Annotated in this window: 14 protein-coding genes and 1 pseudogene; 10 read left to right on the top strand and 5 right to left on the bottom strand. The window is 40.1% G+C overall.

The genetic code is table 11. The features are described from left to right. The 3 genes from QZ620_RS08930 to QZ620_RS08920 all read left to right on the top strand — a co-directional run. Positions 1 to 2,232 (top strand): polysaccharide biosynthesis tyrosine autokinase (locus QZ620_RS08930; RefSeq protein WP_295180875.1); only part of this gene is annotated, 2,232 nt, incomplete at its 5' end. A gap of 150 nt (positions 2,233 to 2,382) precedes the next feature. After that, positions 2,383 to 4,734: a PAS domain S-box protein gene (locus QZ620_RS08925; RefSeq protein WP_295180873.1), complete on the top strand. Its 2,352-nt coding sequence runs from the start codon at positions 2,383 to 2,385 to the stop codon at positions 4,732 to 4,734. Continuing rightward, positions 4,731 to 5,117 carry a response regulator gene (locus QZ620_RS08920; RefSeq protein WP_295180872.1) on the top strand — a complete coding sequence of 129 codons (387 nt, stop codon included), beginning with the start codon at positions 4,731 to 4,733 and terminating at the stop codon, positions 5,115 to 5,117. Before QZ620_RS08925 ends, QZ620_RS08920 begins: the two co-directional genes overlap by 4 nt. Positions 5,118 to 5,167: 50 nt before the next feature. Here the strand turns inward: QZ620_RS08920 and QZ620_RS08915 are convergent, their stop codons facing one another. The 3 genes from QZ620_RS08915 to QZ620_RS08905 all read right to left on the bottom strand — a co-directional run bounded on the left by QZ620_RS08915 (position 5,168) and on the right by QZ620_RS08905 (position 6,554). Continuing rightward, entirely contained in the window at positions 5,168 to 5,497 is a 330-nt protein-coding gene (locus QZ620_RS08915; RefSeq protein WP_295180871.1) for a hypothetical protein, read from the bottom strand. A gap of 147 nt (positions 5,498 to 5,644) precedes the next feature. Beyond that, on the bottom strand, positions 5,645 to 6,262 hold the full coding sequence (locus QZ620_RS08910; RefSeq protein ID WP_295180869.1) for a metallophosphatase domain-containing protein: 618 nt from the start codon (positions 6,260 to 6,262) through the stop codon (positions 5,645 to 5,647). Positions 6,263 to 6,341: 79 nt separating this feature from the next. Further along, positions 6,342 to 6,554: a hypothetical protein gene (locus tag QZ620_RS08905; protein ID WP_295180867.1), complete on the bottom strand. Its 213-nt coding sequence runs from the start codon at positions 6,552 to 6,554 to the stop codon at positions 6,342 to 6,344. Positions 6,555 to 6,738: 184 nt separating this feature from the next. Between QZ620_RS08905 and QZ620_RS08900 the strand changes: the two genes are divergently transcribed. Next, on the top strand, positions 6,739 to 8,262 hold the full coding sequence (locus QZ620_RS08900) for a hypothetical protein (protein ID WP_295180865.1): 1,524 nt from the start codon (positions 6,739 to 6,741) through the stop codon (positions 8,260 to 8,262). Here QZ620_RS08900 and QZ620_RS08895 read toward each other — a convergent pair. Continuing rightward, complete coding sequence (locus QZ620_RS08895) at positions 8,259 to 9,086, bottom strand: universal stress protein (protein WP_295180863.1); 828 nt, start codon at positions 9,084 to 9,086, stop codon at positions 8,259 to 8,261. The two genes, QZ620_RS08900 and QZ620_RS08895, sit on opposite strands and share 4 nt — an antisense overlap. Positions 9,087 to 9,248: 162 nt before the next feature. On the opposite strand from QZ620_RS08895, the gene rimP reads away from it, so the two are divergent. The 3 genes from rimP to infB are packed head-to-tail and all read left to right on the top strand — an operon-like array spanning position 9,249 to position 13,802. Further along, entirely contained in the window at positions 9,249 to 9,710 is a 462-nt protein-coding gene (rimP, locus tag QZ620_RS08890) for a ribosome assembly cofactor RimP (RefSeq protein ID WP_295180861.1), read from the top strand. A gap of 12 nt (positions 9,711 to 9,722) precedes the next feature. After that, a complete protein-coding gene (gene nusA / locus QZ620_RS08885) occupies positions 9,723 to 10,955 on the top strand; it encodes a transcription termination factor NusA (protein WP_295180859.1) in 1,233 nt (410 codons plus the stop codon). 51 nt (positions 10,956 to 11,006) lie between these two features. Then, positions 11,007 to 13,802 (top strand): translation initiation factor IF-2, encoded by a 2,796-nt coding sequence (gene infB, locus QZ620_RS08880; protein WP_295180857.1) that lies wholly within the window; start codon positions 11,007 to 11,009, stop codon positions 13,800 to 13,802. A gap of 387 nt (positions 13,803 to 14,189) precedes the next feature. Here infB and QZ620_RS08875 read toward each other — a convergent pair whose 3' ends face one another. After that, positions 14,190 to 14,579 (bottom strand): SPOR domain-containing protein, encoded by a 390-nt coding sequence (locus QZ620_RS08875; protein ID WP_295180855.1) that lies wholly within the window; start codon positions 14,577 to 14,579, stop codon positions 14,190 to 14,192. A 225-nt stretch (positions 14,580 to 14,804) separates the two neighbouring features. Between QZ620_RS08875 and QZ620_RS08870 the strand changes: the two genes are divergently transcribed. From QZ620_RS08870 to QZ620_RS08860, 3 genes and pseudogenes are all read left to right on the top strand, one after another. Further along, positions 14,805 to 16,169 carry a c-type cytochrome gene (locus tag QZ620_RS08870; protein ID WP_295180853.1) on the top strand — a complete coding sequence of 455 codons (1,365 nt, stop codon included), beginning with the start codon at positions 14,805 to 14,807 and terminating at the stop codon, positions 16,167 to 16,169. Positions 16,170 to 16,217: 48 nt separating this feature from the next. Beyond that, positions 16,218 to 19,313 carry a TAT-variant-translocated molybdopterin oxidoreductase gene (locus QZ620_RS08865; protein ID WP_295180851.1) on the top strand — a complete coding sequence of 1,032 codons (3,096 nt, stop codon included), beginning with the start codon at positions 16,218 to 16,220 and terminating at the stop codon, positions 19,311 to 19,313. A gap of 33 nt (positions 19,314 to 19,346) precedes the next feature. Further along, positions 19,347 to 19,629: pseudogene (locus QZ620_RS08860) on the top strand (molybdopterin oxidoreductase); the annotation flags it as partial.

Here is a 19,629-nt window from a genome sequence, read left to right as displayed (position 1 = left end):
AACACCACAGCGAGTATCATTATCAAGGATGAGGATAGTAAAGGTCCTTCTTCTGAAATGTCGGCTTTTGTAGATCTTGGACTGCTCTCCGGAATGGGTACAAATAGTATCGAGAATGAGATCGGGATCCTGAAGTCACGCCGTATGATGACCGAAGTGGTAAAGGCCTTACAATTAAATGTTCAGTATATCGATGAAACCGGAATCCCGGCGAAGGAAATATATCTGAATTCTCCTGTGCTTGTCCAAATCCTGAAAATGGATGAGCAGAAATTAAAAGATCTTCCGGATTCTGAGTTCAGACAGTTTCATGTTAGCCAGAGTACTAATGAATTTCTACTTACAAATTCTGGAAGTGGAAAAACCTTTAAAGCCAAACCAGGTGTACCGGTAGATGTTGGTTTCGCAACTATTGTACTGAATCCTCAGGATGGAGGAGCTTCTGAAGTTTCAGACCTTAAGATCCAGTTTAGTACTATCGAGGGAGTAGCCTCAGCCTATCGTACTAAAGTGATGGTGAATTTAACCGACAAAAATTCCAGCCTGATTGAATTGTCTCTTGAAGATCCTGTAAAAGCGAAGGCCAGAGATATTCTTGATCAATTGATTTTGGAATATAACCGTGAGGCGATCGAAGATAAAAATCTGGTTGCCCGTAATACTGCGAAGTTCATCGATGAGCGTTTATCCATTATCAATGAAGAACTTGATAGTGTGGAAACCGGGAAAGAGGAGTTCAAACAGGATAATCAACTTACCGATATCCAGGCAGAGTCCAGTTTGTTTATAGAGAATGCGAGCGAATTTAACAAGCGTCAGCAAGAAATGGGTACTCAGGTAGAGCTGGCCAATGCCATGATCGAGTATTTGCGTAATGGATCTGAAGGTGATCTTTTACCGGCGAATCTAGGGATCTCTGAGCAAAGTGTCAATCAGCGTATTCAGGAATATAATGATCTTGTACTGGAACGTAACCGTATTCTTAGTGGATCTACGGCTAAGAACCCTATCGTGGTTCGCCTGAGTAGCCAGATCGATCAGATTAAAGGCAATGTACTTCAGAGTTTACAACGCATGCGGGATAATTTAAAGATTGCACAGGAGGATCTGAACAGACAGAGTGCCGTGATAGGCTCAAAAATTTCAGCAGTTCCAGGAAAAGAAAGGTTATACAGAGGGATAGAGAGGCAACAGAATATAAAGGAATCACTTTATATTTTTCTACTTCAGAAGAGAGAAGAGAATTCATTGAGTCTTGCGGTAACAGCACCAAAAGCAAAGATCGTTGATAGTGCTTACAGCTCAGATCAACCGGTCTCCCCAAAACCGAAGATCATCCTGCTTGCGGCTTTGATCCTGGGAATGTTGATCCCATTTCTTATCATCTATATAAGTCAACTGTTAAATAATAAAATTCAGAATCGTGCAGATCTTGATAAAGCTGCCAAAGAAATTCCTGTGGTTGGAGAGATACCAAAAGTCAAACGAGGGGATAAAGAGCTTATTGATAATAAGAGTGACAGGTCTATACTGGCAGAAGCTTTTAGAATACTTCATACCAATTTGCAATATCTACTTGCCAGTAATGGAGATAAAAAGACCGGTGTAAAGATCTTTATTACTTCGACGGTAAAAGGTGAAGGTAAGACATTTGCTGCATTCAATCTGGCGGTAACCCTTGCCAATACCGGGAAAAAAGTAGTGATCGTTGGAGGTGATCTTAGAAATCCTCAACTACAGCGATACGAAGCTGAGACCAAAAGTATGCTTGGAGTAAGTGATTATTTGATCAACAACTCGCATAGTCTCGATGGTCTTATTAAGCAGTCTGCATTACACTCTAATTTAAGTCTGTTAGCTTCAGGTAGTATCCCGCCGAACCCGGCAGAATTGTGGCGACTGGACAAATCTGGCCAGATGTTTGCAGAACTGGAGACTAGATTCGACTATGTTATTGTAGATACAGCGCCATCTATGTTAGTAGCAGATACCTTCCTGATCAATAAATTTGCAGACCTTACTTTATATATGGTAAGAGCTGGATACACCGAGAAAAAATTACAGGAGTTTGCACTGGATGCCAAACGAGATGGCAAATTACATGATGTTGGTTTTGTGCTGAATGATGTAGAATTATCGAACTTTGGCTATGGTAACAAATATGGTTATGTCTACGGTCAGGAGGAAACAAGTTTCTGGGATAAGATAAGAGGTAAGGCCATGTTCTGGTAATCTTATAACCCTGCTTACATATTCCCGGCTATCCGCCGGGTTTTTTTATACCTCAATATCTATATTTCTGTACTGAATAAGTTATACATATTTAGCTATATTTGGATCTAAACATTTCAAAGTCTCGTTCAACAGGCCTGAACCCACTGAATGTCAAAAACTAACCATAACCCTACCTCGCCAGGTTTGAACCTGAAGCTTTTACTGATCTCTCTGGTTAGTGCGCTGGTGCTTGTGATCTTGGGGTTCTTTATGCTGTGGCAGCGTTACCAGATCCTGGTAGACGACAGGCAAACTGAAATGTCTTCCATGATTGATGTGGTAGCCCAGAACATCGACCAATCTCTTAAATACAGTTATTCGGCAGCTCTTTCACTGGCATTGCAGATCGACGAAAAAGGTGAGATCGACAATTTTGAGCTCATTGCATCTCAGCTGGTAGATAACAACCCAAATATTGATGCGATACAGATAGTACCCGATGGCGTTATTACCAAAGTATATCCGTTTGAGGAGAATAAGGACGCTATTAACTATAATATTCTTGAAGATGCTACCCGAAATCAGGAAGCCCTGGAAGCGATCGAAAGTAAACGTATGTTTTTCGCTGGTCCGTTCGAACTGAAACAGGGTGGTCTTGCCGTTGTTGGACGATTACCTGTATTTATAAAAAATGACTTCTGGGGCTTTGTTGCCGTCATCATAAAGTTTGATAATTTGATGCATCAGTCTGGAATACAAGAATTATCTGGCGATGACTATCAATTTCAGTTTTCTAAAATTAACCCAGTTTCAGAAAAAGAAGAATTTTTTCTGAAATCCAGACCAGATCTTCACGAAAGTTATTCCGAAGTGATCACTCTGCCAGATGGAGAATGGCGGATATATATTATTCCGCAGTCACTACATCAGCCATTTTTAAGACTTATTCCGGTTGCTTTGCTTATCATTTTTTTCGGGGGAGCGGTTGCCTATATAATCTATCAGATTTTAAAACGTCCTGTGATCATGCAGCAGCGCATGAAGTCGCAGGCAGGAGAACTGGCTGAAAGTGAGCAGCGTTTTAGAACGATCTTTAACCAGGCGGCTATCGGGATGGCCCGTCTTGATACCAACACCGGGATCATCCTTGAAACCAATAAGAAATTTCAGCAATTACTAGGTTATCCTGAAGACTACCTGGTGGGTAAATCACATATCGATATTACCCATCCAGATGATAACGAAAGGAATATTGAGCTGATGGAAAAACTCAGGAATAATGAGATCAATCAATACAGTCTACAAAAACGCCTTATTAGAAGCGATGGAAAAATCATCTGGATAAATCTAAGTGTTTCGCCTTTATGGGCGGAAGGAGAGCAGGCAACTTCGCAGATTGCACTTATCGAAGATATTTCTGCCAGGATGGAGACAAAGCAGTTGTTGATCGATAATGAGAACCGATTCCGGGCCCTCGTGGAAAATAGTGATGAGATCATACTTATCGTGGATACAGAAAATAGTGTTCGTTATTATTCTCCTTCACTAGCTAAGGTCTCCAAATATGAAGAGATTGATTTTACCGCCCATGGAGTTTTACATTATATTCATCCAGATGATCATGACCTTTTAAGACAAAAGATCGAGTACTCTTATACGAAACCTAACCTACCCATTGCCGATATTATCCTTCGGGTAAAAAATGCGGAAGACCACTGGTTCTGGGTAAATGCGACGCTAACCAATATGCTGGAGGTTCAGAATGTGAATGGATTCGTGGTGAACCTTCGGGATATTACAGAAAAGCGTGAGGCGGAACTCAACCTTGTAAAATCTTATGAACTGGTGATGGAGCAGAATAAACGTCTGCTAAACTTTGCTTATATAGTTTCACACAATCTACGCTCTCATGCCAGTAATATGCAGTCTATTCTGGAATTGTATACTGAAGAAGATTCAGTAGAGGAAAAGGATCGGTATATAGAATTGCTTCAGAAAGTATCGGGGAATCTTGACCAGTCTTTACATGATTTGAATGATGTGGTTTCCATTAGCACAAATATGGATATTAGTATTCAAAAAATTAATGTGCGGGACATGCTGGAAAATACACTGGAAATTCTAATTCCGCAAATCAACCGGAAGGAGGCTAGAATTCGAAATAAAGTTCCGGCTGAGATGGAGGTTTCCTTTAACGCGGCTTATATGGAAAGCGTATTATTAAATTTCCTTACCAACGCGCTTCTTTATACCGATAAATCCAGGACTCCGGAAATTATTATTTCTGGCTATCTAAAAAATGAGCGATGGGTGCTTGAAGTGGAGGATAATGGAATTGGGATAGATATGGATGCTTATGGTGATAAGATCTTCGGACTCTATAAAACTTTTTCCAGTAGAAAAGACGGTCGTGGTGTAGGTCTTTTCATTACAAAAAACCAGGTGGAGGCTATGGGAGGTTCGGTTGATGTGGAGAGTACGCCGGGAGAAGGGACGACTTTTAAAGTTTATTTTAAATGACAGATAAGATAGCAGTGATAGACGATGATGAGGTCTATCAAATGATCATTAGCCGGTACATTGAAAAATCTGGCGCTTTCAGGCTGGCAGAATATTACCAGTTTCCAAAGGAGGCATTGAAGTACTATAGTAACAATAAAGAGAATTTACCTTCAGTGATGTTACTGGATATTAATATGCCCTTAATGGATGGCTGGCAGTTTCTGGAGGCTTTGCAATCTCAATTTCCGGAAGTTTACGATCATACAAAGATTTACATCGTGACCTCGTCGATCGCATTTTCAGATAAAGAACGTTTTGAGAATTTTCCGAAGTTGGCAGGTTTTCTATCGAAACCTTTGAATGTAGATAAGCTTAAAGAAATAGGAGGGAGTCAGAAATAAAAAAGTTCGGTGTAGGGACCGAAACTTTATAGATACTTGAAGAATTTTTACTAAGCTGCTGAAGTAATATTGTAATGAGAAAGAATAGTCTCATAAAAAAAGATGCTTTTTTCATCCTTTTTAAGACAGGATTGTAAAAATCTTTCCAGGTCCATACACTCAAAAGTAATGTTTGTATATTTTTTATGGCCAACTGGTAATTGTAATTCGATCGTTTGCTCATCATAGTTGATCTGCACATTCTTAGCTTCGAAATATTTTTTTACGATGGCTCTATGCATTAACTGAAAATTCGAGGACTCTAGATTCTTATTTGAAATACTGTATGAAATAAGATTTTTAACCTCATCTATTAACTCCGGGGTAGTAAAATTGTTCATTATGAAAGTATTGATAGGTGTATTGTTGTATGATTAACAATTGCTAAATTACTATTAGACAGGCTAAAAGCTGTTAATAAAAATCTAATACTTCCCTTATTAATAAATTTTTAACCTTAGCGAAAATTTGTTTATAAAAATTTTAGATTATAGATCTAGAATCATCGGTGAACGCATGATACTGCCAGCTTCATCAAGAATTGAGAGATTGTAAAACGAAGTTTTGTTCCGTTTGAGGTAGCCTGAAGAGTAATGAATATGTCCAAACAAATGGATTTTCGGCTGAACGAAGTCTAATGTTTTCAACAATTCCTCACATCCCAGACGTTCTCCAGAAGCAATTTGGTCCATGATGCCGTATGGAGGAGTATGAGTGATTAGTACATCTGTATCTTCAGGGATCTTGTTCCAGTGCCTTTGCATGGCCAGACCTCTTTCTCTGTTAAATGCCCAGTTCTCCAATCCTGGAGTAACGGGTGAGCCCCAGAATTTTGTTCCTTCAATAATCAATTCGTGATCGAGGAGTACTTTGATGCCTTCGGGAATGCTTTTTAACAACTCCTTCTTTTCAAAATAAAAATCGTGATTACCTGGTATTAGGATTTTGTAGGAGTGAGGTTGATCACTCATCCATTTCAGGAAATTATTGGTTTCATTCCGAGTGCCACCATCTGTACAATCGCCGGCATGAATAAGCACGTCGCCCTCGGGAATGGGTAAATGATGATGTAAATTATGAGTGTCTGCAAGACAAACGAGCCTCATGCTAATTAAATTGGTTGAGTTTAAAACAAAAAAAATCCGTTGATGCAAATCAACGGATTTAATTCTTCTTTCTCAATTATTATTCTTCATCTTCCGATCCTAACTGGAGCATTTCTCCAGTAGTTGGTAAGACTTTATCAATCGTTTTCAAAATTCCAAAGGCGACGATCGCAGCAGTTACTACGAAAAATATAAATTTAACCAGCAAACTTTCACTGATTACAAGACTGTAAAACCCGAGAAATAACTCGACCATTACAAATAAAACTTTTACACCGACCTTTAAAAACATTTTTTTCTAATTATTACCCTACAAATATAACGCGCAATAAGCTTAGGTTGAAAGTTTAAAAATAAGTTTGACGAATATTTAACTTTGGTAACTTCTGGCTCACAATCTTTTAAGTTAAATATTCTTAATTCAGCCAGAATCATGCCTGCCGAATAGTAAATTGGCTCACCTAAATCCTGGTAAATTGAAAAAATCATGCAAAATCGCTATTGGAGTTTTGATCGCAATTGGTGTTCTCGCTCTTATTTTAGTGATCGCGAACAACATTCTGGAGAGTAAGATCAAGAAAGGAATCGAGAAAAATCTGGATTCTGCAAATGCGGTGTATGAAAAGGTCGATGTGAAGCTTTTAAATCGTTCTGCGGAAGTAATCGATGCTGCCATTAGTATTCGCGGTAAAATGTTGAAAGTTGATACCATCAGATTAAATGATATCGAGATTCTTGAGTATTTGACTAACAAGAATATCGTTATTGGGGACCTAAGAATTTCCAATCTTGAAGTGAAGATCTTTAAACTTCCGAAGAAAGAGAAGGATACGTCCACTTCTAAAAAACAGAATAGTTTTAAAAATAAGATTAGGATCAAGTCGGTTAGAGTTTCCGGGGGGAGCCTGAAGATCTTTGAAAAAGATAGTTCCAATCATAGATTTTACTCAAAACTGCGTGATATTAGTATGGAGCAGGTGCGAATTGATTCAACCTCTCTAAAGGAATCGGTGCCATTTAATTATGACCTTATCCTTCTGAATATTGATAGCTTGTATTATGATCTTAATGATCTTCAGAAATTGTATGTTGGCGACCTTGTGATCAGGAATGACGATGTGAAGATTACCGATTTCCAGCTGAAACCGAAGTTTTCCAGAAATGAGCATCAGCAGAATATTAGTAAAGAAACCGACTGGTATGATCTGGAGATCGATAGTATCGGGATTCAGGGGCTCACCTGGAGTTTGCAAAATGACAGCCTGAAAATTGGAAATTCTCTCACACATATAGATCAATTCAATTTTGTGATCTACAGGGATAAGTTACAGCCAGATGACAATAGTATTAAGCCTTTATATAGTCAAATGCTTCGGGAAATGCCTGTGCTATTGCAAATTGATAGCATAAGTCTTACGAACGGGTATCTCAAGTACGAAGAGAAGATTCATGCAGATCGCGAGCCGGGAATTGTAGATTTTTCTAATATGAATTTTCAAATAAGCCAGATATCCAATGTGAATCTTGATAAGCAGGATTTTCCGGAAACCGTGATAAAGGCTCAGGCAGATTTTATGGAAACGGCATCTCTGGATGTGAATTGGAGTTTTAATATTGCTGATACCCAGGATCGTTTTAATATAAGCGGGGAACTTGGCAGGATCGCTGCGGAACAGATCAATGAATTCATGAAGCCCGCCATGAATGTACAGGCACATGGAGAAATTGAAGATATGTTCTTTAATTTCGCAGGTGGACCTTACAAGGCTAACGGTGATATGCGCTTGGAGTATAAGGATTTTAAGATCGAAGTATTACAGAAGGATGGAAAAGAGAAGAACAAAGTCGTATCTGCACTGGCGAATCTTATCGTGAAGAATAAAGCGCAGAATAGTAAAGCGAATCATAAAGATATTGCTGTAGAAAGGGACAGAACTAAATCTTTCTGGAACTATCTCTGGAATATGATCAAAAATGGAGCTTTGAAAGCATTTATTTAAATTTTGAAAGTTACTACCGGTCTGTTGGCATGATTGACGAGGTCTTCGCTAATGCTTCCATTGAAAAAGTGTGCGAGACCTTTACGACCATGCGTTCCAATTCCAAGCAGGTCTGCTCCTCGCTTACGTGCAAAATTCAGAATACCTTTTTCAACGCTTATATCATTATATATATGAATATTGGTTTCCAGCTCCGGATATTCTTCTGTAAATTTCAGTATTCTTTTAGTAGCTTCCGCAGTGCTCAAAAAGTCATTAGGCGTGTTTACAAATAACAGGTGCATTTGCGTATCGATTGCCCGGGCAAATTTCATGGCCCTGGAAAGCAGGTCTTTTTGATCTGAAGTAGCATCTGTAGCGAACACGAAATTTTCAATTCTGAAGTCAGGAATTTCATTTTTGATGACCAGTACAGGAATTTCAGAATTACGCACGACCTTCTCTGTATTGGAACCAATGAACATTTCTTGGTAGCCGCTGGCACCATGTGAACCCATCACGATCATTTCGCAATTATTCTCCTGACTAATTTCAATAATACCTTCAAAAGCACGGTGAAACTGAACGGTTTCGTGCACCTTTATTCCTTCAAGATAGTCTGCCATCTTTAATCTGGAAAATCTTTGATGCGCTAGCTTCATAAAAAATAAGGCTTCAGGAACATTCTGGCTACTGCCATGTACCGGGTCGATCAACATCATGGGTAGCTCCAGCATATGGAGCAAATAGATCTCACTGTCGAATTTTCGGGCCAGTTGTGCAGCGACTTTAAGAGCTTTTTCGGCCTGATCGCTGAAATCGGTGGGAACTAGAATATTTTTCATAATTTGAAGTAATAGATTGAAGGTGAAGTCTCTATTAAATTTACGAAGAATATTTCATTTCCTCTGGCGTTTTTATACTTGAAAAATATTGCTATATTTGCAGCGTTGAAACTAAAATTTTGGTACAGCGAGGGGACAGAAGTCCCCTCTTTTTATAAACATATGCTGAAGGATAAAGTAGAAAAATTAGCAGAGCAGGTCTTTGAAGAGAATAAGAACTTATTCTTAATAAGCCTTGACATAAACTCCGCTAATCACATAAAGATCGTCATAGACGGTGATGAGGGAGTTTCAGTAAATGATTGTATTACAGTAAGTCGCGGGATCGAGCATAATCTTGACAGGGAAGAGGAAGATTTTTCGCTGGAAGTGACTTCTGCAGGGGTTTCTGAACCTTTGAGCTTACCAAGGCAATACAGGAAAAACATAGGTCGCAGGCTGAGAGTGAAAACTGAAAATGATAAATTTGAAGGAGATCTTCTGGCTGCAGACGAAAAAGAGATCAAGCTAGCCTGGAAAGCCAGGGAGCCCAAGCCGGTAGGTAAAGGGAAGGTCACAGTTGATAAAGAGGCAACATTGTCTTATGATGAGATTGTGGAAGCGAAAGTTAAAATAACATTTTAATCACAAATTGATATGGAAAATATCGCGTTGATTGAATCATTCTCAGAATTTAAGGATGATAAGCTTATAGACAGGGTTACGCTTATGGCGATCCTGGAAGACGTTTTCAGAAATGCTTTGAAGAAAAAGTATGGAGAAGACGATAATTTTGATATTATTGTAAACCCTGATAAAGGAGATCTTGAGATCTGGAGAAACCGGATCGTTGTTGCAGATGGTGAAGTGGAAGATTCCAATAGGGAAATTTCTCTTGCTCAGGCCAGAAGGATCGAACCCGATTTTGAAGTTGGTGAAGATGTTTCAGAAGAAGTGAAGCTTATTGACCTTGGAAGAAGAGCTATTTTGGCATTACGTCAAAACCTGATCTCTAAGATCCATGAGCATGATAACACGAATATTTATAAGCAGTTTAAAGATCTTGAAGGAGAGATTTATACTGCAGAAGTTCATCATATAAGGCACAGAGCAATCATTCTCCTTGATGACGAGGGCAATGAAATTGTGCTTCCTAAAGACCGCCAGATTCCATCAGATTTCTTTAGAAAAGGAGAAAACGTACGCGGGATCATTGAAAGCGTGGAGTTAAAAGGTAACAAGCCTACCATTATCATGTCCCGAACCGCACCAGGTTTCCTTGAGAAGTTATTCGAGCAGGAAATCCCTGAAGTGTTCGATGGTTTGATTACTATCAAAAAAGTTGTTCGTGTACCTGGTGAAAAAGCGAAAGTAGCAGTAGATTCTTATGATGATAGGATCGATCCTGTAGGTGCCTGTGTGGGAATGAAAGGTTCTCGTATTCACAGCATTGTTCGTGAGCTTGGAAATGAGAACATCGATGTGATCAATTTCACCAATAATGAGCAGTTATTCATCACAAGAGCTCTGAGCCCTGCGAAGATAACCAGCATTAAAATGAATGAGGAAGCTAAAACTGCTGAGGTAATGCTGAAGCCGGAAGAAGTTTCCAAAGCCATTGGTAGAGGTGGTCACAACATTAGACTGGCCGGGCAGTTAACCGGTTATGAGATCGATGTTTACAGAGAAGGTGTTGAAGAAGATGTGGAGTTAAAAGAGTTTACAGATGAAATTGAAGATTGGGTGATTGCCGAATTTTCGAAAATTGGTCTGGATACTGCAAAGGCTGTACTGGAACAGGATGTTGATGATCTTGTGCGTCGTACAGACCTTGAGGAAGAAACCATCAAAGACGTTATGTCGGTTCTTCGCTCAGAATTTGAAGAATAATATTTTTTTAATATAGAATACATTAAAAGAGGTTAATTTAGAGGGCAATTTATGGCAGAAGCGAAAACAACGCGATTAAATAAAGTTCTACGTGAGTTCAATATCTCGTTAGACAGGGCTGTGGAATATCTTACTTCCAAAGGCTACGAGATTGATGCACGTCCAACTACCAAGATCTCGGGAGAAATCTACGAGGTGCTTTCTGACGAGTTCCAAACCGATAAGAGTAAAAAGGTTGCTTCCAAAGAAGTAGGAGAAGAGAGAAAGAAGGAGAAGGAGGAACTTCGCAAGGAAATAGAGGAAAAGCGTAAAGCTGAAGAGGTGAAGAAAGAAGAAGTTTCTACTTCCAGAGCCAAGCTTGCCGGTCCTAAAACGGTTGGTAAGATAGACCTGGACAAAAAGCCCGGAGCGCAAACTCCTGCGGAAGAATCCTCTGAAGAAACTGAAGAAGTAAAAGAAACTCCAGCTGAACCTGTCAAAGAAGCGGAGAAGACTACTGAAGAAAAAGAACAACCAGCAAAATCTGTAGAGAAGCCTAAAGAGGTTCCTGCGGAAAAACCTGCTGAGAAAAAAGAAGCTCCAGTTGCTAAAAAAGAAGCTATGCCAGAAGTGAAAACAGAGGCTAAAGCTGAAACTGAAAAAGCTCCTGATGCTCCAGACGCTACCGAAGAAGGTTCTGATACGATCAAGACCAATTACACGAAGCTCGACGGACCTAACTTCACCGGTAAGAAAATCGACCTTTCACAGTTCAAGAAACCTGTCAAGAAGAAAGACGAGAAGAAAACCGAATCTAAGGATGAAAAGGACAAGCGTAAGAAACGTCGTCGCCGCATCAGTAAAGATGTAAAAGGTGGTGGAGGTAACAGTCCGCGTGGTGCAGCTGCTAAAAAAGGCGGAAGAGCAAGAAGCAAACCTATTACAAAAGAAGAACCAACCGAAGAAGAAGTACAAAAACAAGTACGTGAAACTCTGGAGAAACTTCAGGGTAAGTCTTCCAAAGGTAAAGGGGCTAAGTATAGAAGACAGAAAAGAGACGAACACAGGCAACGTTCCGCAGATGATCTTGCACAGCAGGAATCTGATGATAAGATCTTAAAGGTAACAGAATTCGTTACTGTAAGTGAAGTCGCAACGATGATGGATGTGCAGGTAACTAAGATTATCTCAGCATGTATGTCACTTGGAATGATGGTAACCATGAATCAGCGTCTTGATGCTGAAACATTAACTATCGTTGCTGAAGAATTTGGCTATGAAGTTGAGTTCACCACAGCAGATGTAGAAGAAACTGTTGAAGAAGTTGAAGAGAACCCTGAAGATCTTGTAACCAGAGCTCCTATTGTAACTGTAATGGGTCACGTGGATCATGGTAAAACATCCTTACTGGATTATGTTCGTAAAGAGAATGTAATTGCCGGTGAGAGTGGAGGGATCACTCAGCATATCGGAGCTTACGGAGTTGAGCTTGATGGTGGACAAAAAATCGCATTCCTGGATACTCCTGGTCACGAAGCCTTTACGGCGATGCGTGCTCGTGGTGCACAGGTAACAGATATCGCGATCATTGTGATTGCGGCAGATGATGATGTGATGCCTCAAACAAAAGAAGCGATTTCTCACGCACAGGCTGCAGGAGTACCGATCATCTTCGCGATCAACAAATCTGATTTGCCAACGGCAAATCCAGAAAGGATTAAAGAGAAACTTGCCCAGATGGATCTTCTTGTAGAAGACTGGGGTGGTAAGATTCAGTCACATGATATTTCCGCCAAAACAGGAGCTGGCGTAAAAGAATTACTTGAAAAAGTACTTCTGGAAGCAGAAATCCTGGAACTGAAGGCGAATCCTAAGAAACTTGCCAAAGGTACCGTGGTGGAAGCATTCCTTGATAAAGGACGGGGTTATATTGCGACTATTCTTGTTCAGGCTGGTACTCTTAAGATTGGAGATTATGTACTTGCCGGTAGAAATAGTGGTAAGATCAAAGCTATGCATGATGAGCGTGGTCATGAGGTGAAAGAAGCCGGACCATCTACACCAGTGTCTATTTTAGGACTTGATGGTGCTCCTCAGGCAGGTGATACCTTCAAAGTAATGGAAGATGAGCGTGAAGCAAAAGATATCGCAGCACGTAGAACTCAGTTACAACGTGAGCAGAATGTTAGAACTCAGCGTCACATAACGCTTGATGAAATTGGTAGACGTATCGCACTTGGTGACTTTAAAGAACTTAATATAATCCTGAAAGGGGATGTGGATGGTTCAGTAGAAGCGCTTACAGATAGTTTCCAGAAGCTTTCTACGGAAGAGATTCAGGTGAATATCATACACAAAGGAGTTGGTGCAATTACTGAAAGTGATGTACTGTTAGCTTCAGCATCTGATGCGGTAATTATAGGATTTAACGTTCGACCTGCAGGTAACGCCAGAATGGTGGCCGATAAGGAAGAAATTGATATCCGTACTTACTCGATCATCTACGATGCGATCAATGATCTTAAAGATGCGATGGAAGGTATGCTTTCACCAGAACTTAAAGAAGAGATCACTGGTACTGCAGAGATTAGAGAAACCTTTAAGATTTCCAAGGTTGGTACAATCGCTGGTTGTATGGTAACCGCAGGAACTATTTACAGAAGTGCTGGAATACGACTTATTAGAGATGGTGTGGTTGTTTATACTGGAGAACTGGCTTCATTAAAGCGATTCAAAGATGACGTTAAAGAAGTGAAGAAAGGCTACGATTGTGGTCTTCAGGTTAAGAACTACAACGACATTAGAGAAGGTGATGTAGTAGAAGCATTTAGAGAAGTAGAGGTTAAGAAAACCTTGAAATCAAAATAAACTGAGTAGTATACTCAAACAAAGAAAAGCGGCTCATGTAGCCGCTTTTTTTATGCTAGTGGTGTCAACAGTATATATTGGCAATTCAGTATTGAGTATTATGCATTGTGTTATCAGGAAAACTATAGCTCTATCAAAGCTTTTTCCAATAAAAGCAGATGGATCAAACAGCAAACTGCCATATATTCCAATCAAATTCTTTCAGAAAGTTGGGAATATGGGTAAAGAGACTTTGATTAAAAACCTGAATTATTGGTTAAAATATGAGAAATCTTCAGCTATAAATAGTTGATCTTGTAGCGTCGTTTGTAAATATCAGTTTCCGAAGAGCTATCAACAGAAAAAACGGCTCAATGAGCCGTTTTATAATGTATAATTTTCAAATTCTTATTTCCTCTGTGGCTTCGGAATAAAAGCTGAAGGAAATTCTTCTTTCAGGGTTAAAAGCGCTCTGTCTGCTTCCAGTCTGTTTCTAAAGTTACCTACCCAAACTTTATAATTGGGGGCTTCGTAAGCGATTTTAGAGGGGTATTCATAAAGATTCCGGTACTTTTGAATTACTTCGTTTGCTTCACCATTATCTCCATAAAATAATTGAATCACGAAGCGGTCGCCAATCTTGTTATTATCATTCAATTCTTTCTTTACTTCCATGAGCTTGTCGATCTTTTTGCTTTGTTGAATTTCAACACTGGCCTGTTGAGCACTGGAACTCAGATTAAAAAGAAGGAAAAAAGCTGCGATCGCAAATGAGTACTGTATATTAGGTTTTTTCATAGCTTGTGGTCTTTTGACAAATGTAAAATATAATAACTTAAACAGCTTGTAAAATATTATTTAGAACTATTATAAATTACCCATTAACACTTATCTAACATTCCTAGAATCGTCTATAAGTATTACTTTTGTGCCTGAATTTAAAGGTACCTTTTTAGGTATTTAGCCCTAAAATACTGAGTGTAAAAACCGTACCAAAGTTTAGACGTTAATCGAACTTAAAATATGAAAAAGGTGATTTTCCGCCATTCAATTTCGCGACAACTACTCTTAAGCGTAGCTTTCTTATTTACATTTTCTCTGTTCGCGCATGCGCAGGATCAGACGGCGCAGGATACTACAGCTCAGGCTGAGTCTGGTCAGGCAGCCGAAACTGATGCTGGTGCTGGAGCAGCTGCTGCCTCTCTTGGAGATGCTGCTGCTGGTAAAGAATTATTCAATTCATTGTGTGCAGCCTGTCATAAACCTTATTCTAATTCTATTGGTCCTGCCTTAAGCGGTGCGACAGATAGACATGAAATGGAGTGGCTTTATGACTGGATCCAGAATTCTGCTGCTTTGATCGCTAGTGGTGATGCTGAAGCTAACGAAGTTTACAATGAATGGAATCAGACGGCAATGCCGGCTTTTCCTCAATTGACCGAGAGTGATATTGATAATATTCTTGCTTACGTTGAGCAGCCTAAACCAGAGCCAACAGCGGCAACTACTGGTGCAGCTCAGTCAGGTGAAGGTGAAGGTTCAGGTGGTGTTTCTGTAAATATCATTTTAGGAATTCTTGCTTTTGTCCTGGTGCTTCTTCTTGTGGTGCTTTTCCTTGTAAACAAAACATTAAGAAATTTCGCTTCTGCTTCTGGAATTGCAATTCCGGAGAAGCCAAAAACTAAACCTTTATATCAATCTTTCGTAGAGAATCAATTCCTTCTTGTTGTGACGTCAATCTTCGTGTTGCTTACTGTAGGGTACTTCTCTTACGGTTTCCTAATGCAGATTGGTGTTGATCAGGGTTATCAGCCAATTCAGCCAATTCACTATTCACATAGAATTCACGCAGGTGATAATCAGATCGAGTGTAAGTACTGTCACTCTTCTGCCAGAGTTTCTAAACACTCCGGGATTCCTTCCCTAAATGTTTGTATGAACTGTCACAAGGCTATTGCTGAAGTGTCTCCTGAAACGGCTACTGAAGAATACTCGAAAGAGTTTTACGATAAAGAAATCGCTAAGTTATATGATGCGACCGGTTGGGATCCTGCTTCCAGAACTTATTCTGGAGAAGAGAAACCAGTTAAATGGGTTCGTATTCACAACCTGCCAGATTTTGCATACTTCAATCACTCGCAGCACGTAAGTGTAGCTGGAATTGAATGTCAGAAATGTCATGGTCCTATCGAAGAAATGGAGATCGTTTATCAAAATGCGCCTCTAACCATGGGATGGTGTGTTAACTGTCACCGCGAAACGAATATCAGAATTGAGGGTAATGAGTACTATGAAAAGATTCATGAAGAATTATCCAAAAAATATGGTGTAGAAGAGCTTACGGCTGCTCAAATGGGTGGTTTAGAATGTGGTAAGTGTCACTACTAAAATCCTGAAGTTCAGGTTTAAATTAAGAAGCTAATATTTAGATATAATATGTCATCAAACAAGAAATACTGGAAAAGTGTTGAAGAGCTGGAAGATAAAAGCTCTGTTGTTGAGACGCTCCAGCAAAAGGAATTCGCTGAGGAGATCCCAATTGAGGACTTTCTTGGGGATAAAGATAATCTTGCAGACTCTAAAACTTCAAGACGTGATTTCCTTAAGTATGTTGGTTTCAGTACAGCAGCGGCATCACTGGCTGCCTGTGAAGGCCCGGTGGTAAAGTCTATTCCTTACGTAGTTCAGCCAGATAGGATAGTTCCTGGTGTTGCTAACTACTATGCGACAACTATTGCTGATGGTTTCGACTTCGCCAGTGTGTTGGTAAAGACACGTGAAGGTCGTCCTGTAAAAATTGAAAATAATGATCTTTCGAAGTTCAAGGGCGGAGTTAACGCTCGTGTTCACGCTTCGGTACTTTCATTGTATGATACTAAAAGGGTTAAACGCCCAATGATTGAAGGAAGAAACGTTTCCTGGGAAGAATTCGACCGTCAGGTTGTTTCAGAACTTGAAAACGCGAATGGTGAGATCGTATTGCTTACGCAAACATTTGCCAGTCCTTCAACTACAAAATTAATTCAGGAGTTTTCTTCGAAATTCGGTAATGTACGCCACGTGGTGTATGATACTATTTCAGAAGATCCTGCATTGAATGCATTTCAGTCTAAATACGGAAGACGCGCACTACCTCACTATGATTTCTCTAAAGTGGAAACAGTAGTTGGTGTTGGTGCAGATTTCCTTGGTGACTGGCAAGGTGGTGGTTTTGATGCTGCTTTTGCAAAAACCAGAATACCTGAAAATGGTAAAATGTCACGTCATATTCAGTTTGAATCGAATATGTCGTTGACCGGAGCAAATGCAGATAAGCGTGTTCCAGTTAAACCATCTGAGCAAAAAGCTGTAATGGCTGCTCTTAAAGGTTATATCGCTGGTGGTTCTACCAGTGCTCTTTCTGAAAAGCTTGATGATGCAGTAGTGAAAGCTGCCAGACAGCTAAGAAAAGCAGGAAGTGCTGCTGTGGTTGTGTGTGGAATTCCAGATGAGGAAGCACAGGCCTGGGCATTGGAGATCAACGAAGCTCTGGGAAGCCGGGTTATGGATACTTCGAATGCTCGTGTAACTCGCCAGGGAAATGCTAGTGAAGTAGCTCAGCTAGTTAAGGATATGAATAATGGAAGTATTGGCGCTCTTATGATCGCTGGTCTTAACCCGGTTCATACCCTTCCAAACTCGAAAGATTTTGTAGAAGGTCTTAAGAAAGTGAAGACTGTAGTTGATTTTACTACAAGAACTGATGAGACTTCTCAATTAAGTAAATATGTTGCTGCAACTCCGCACTATCTTGAAAGCTGGGGAGATATTCAGTATAGTGAAAAGGCTTTCAGTCTTATGCAGCCAACAATAAGACCATTATTTGATACCAGACAATTTCAGGATACGTTATTGAAATGGACAGGTAATGATAAGTCTTACTACGAGTATATTCAGGAAACCTGGTCTGGCGGACTTGGCGATCGTAACTGGAGCGAAGTGCTTCATGATGGTGTCTTTGAAGCTAGTTCACCGGTAGCTCTTCCGGCTTCAGCAGGAAGCAGCGCATCAGCTATTTCTTATAGCATTGATGATCTTGACGGTGAAGGATTTGAATTAAGTCTTTACACTAATACTGCGATTGGAGATGGACAGCAGGCAAACAACCCTTGGTTGCAGGAAATGCCAGATCCATTAACCAGAGCAAGTTGGGATAACTACATTACCATGTCTAAGGCAGATGCCGAGGCGATGGGAGTTATGAACGAACATGTTGCAAATGGCGGACTTAACGGTAGCTATGTGAACGTTAGCGTGGGTGATACTGTAGTTCAGAATGTTCCGGTTTATATTATGCCAGGACAGGCAAAAGGATCTGTTGGTCTTGCACTTGGATACGGTAGAAAAGCCGGTGTTCAGGAAGAGATGCAAACAGGTGTGAATGCTTATCCGTTATATAACGATTTCAGATCTGTTCAGAAAGTAAAAATAGAAAAGGCTCCGGGTGTTCATGAGTTCGCCTGTGTTCAGCTTCATAATACTTTGATGGGTCGTGGAGATATCATAAAGGAAACTACCCTTGAGATCTTTAATACCAAAGATGCTCACGTATGGAACCGTGTTCCGGAAGTTTCTTTAGATCACCAGGAAACTCCAGTAACTTCTCCGGAAGTTGATATCTGGGAAAGTTTCGATAGGTCTACAGGTCCTCACTTTAATTTGAGTATCGACCTGAATGCATGTACCGGATGTGGTGCTTGTGTGATTGCCTGTCATTCTGAAAACAACGTTCCAGTAGTTGGGAAAGAGGAAGTAAGAAAGTCCAGAGATATGCACTGGTTGCGTATTGACCGTTACTTCTCTTCTGAAGACAACTTTACGGAAGATATTGAGGAAAAAGAAGATGCTTCAGGTCTTGGATTTGGAGACTATATCTTTGGAGATCGAGAAGGAGAAGGTTCATTGTCTACTTTCGACAGACTTGAATCTACTGCAGATAATCCTCAGGTTGTATTCCAGCCGGTAATGTGTCAGCATTGTAACCATGCACCATGTGAAACAGTTTGTCCTGTTGCGGCAACTTCTCACGGTAGACAGGGTCAGAATCAAATGATTTATAACAGATGTGTTGGTACTAGATATTGTGCGAACAACTGTCCTTATAAAGTACGTCGTTTCAACTGGTTCAATTATGCTCAGAATGATGAGTTTGATTATCACCTGAACAACGACCTGGGTAGAATGGTTCTCAATCCTGACGTTACTGTACGTTCCAGAGGGGTAATGGAGAAATGTTCTATGTGTATTCAAAAAACTCAGAAAACCATTCTTGATGCGAAGAGAGAAGGTAGAACGATCGAAGATGGAGAATTCCAGACTGCATGTTCTGCTGCTTGTGATAAAGGTGCGATGGTCTTTGGGGATGTGAATAACAAAGACTCGAAAGTTCTTGAAAAGAAAAATGACGACAGGATGTATCATCTTCTTGAGTATGTAGGTACGAAACCAAACGTGATGTACCAGACGAAAGTTAGAAATACAACCGAAGCTTAAAATAATGAATAACTAAGAATCAATTAGAAGGATATGTCTCATTACGAAGCACCTATACGAAAGCCTCTAGTTACCGGGAACAAAAGCTATCACGATGTGACGGTGGATGTTGCTGCTCCGGTTGAAGGACGGGCTAACAAATCCTGGTGGATAGTTTTCTCTATTGCCCTTGTTGCCTTTCTTTGGGGTGTAGGATGTATAGTTTACACAATTTCTACAGGTATTGGTACCTGGGGATTAAACAAAACCGTAGGTTGGGCCTGGGATATTACCAACTTCGTATGGTGGGTAGGTATTGGTCACGCAGGAACGTTGA

Origin of the sequence: uncultured Christiangramia sp. (assembly GCF_913046405.1) — a bacterium.
In the GTDB taxonomy this organism is placed as follows: domain Bacteria; phylum Bacteroidota; class Bacteroidia; order Flavobacteriales; family Flavobacteriaceae; genus Christiangramia; species Christiangramia marina.
This window is presented reverse-complemented; position numbering and strand designations above follow the sequence as displayed.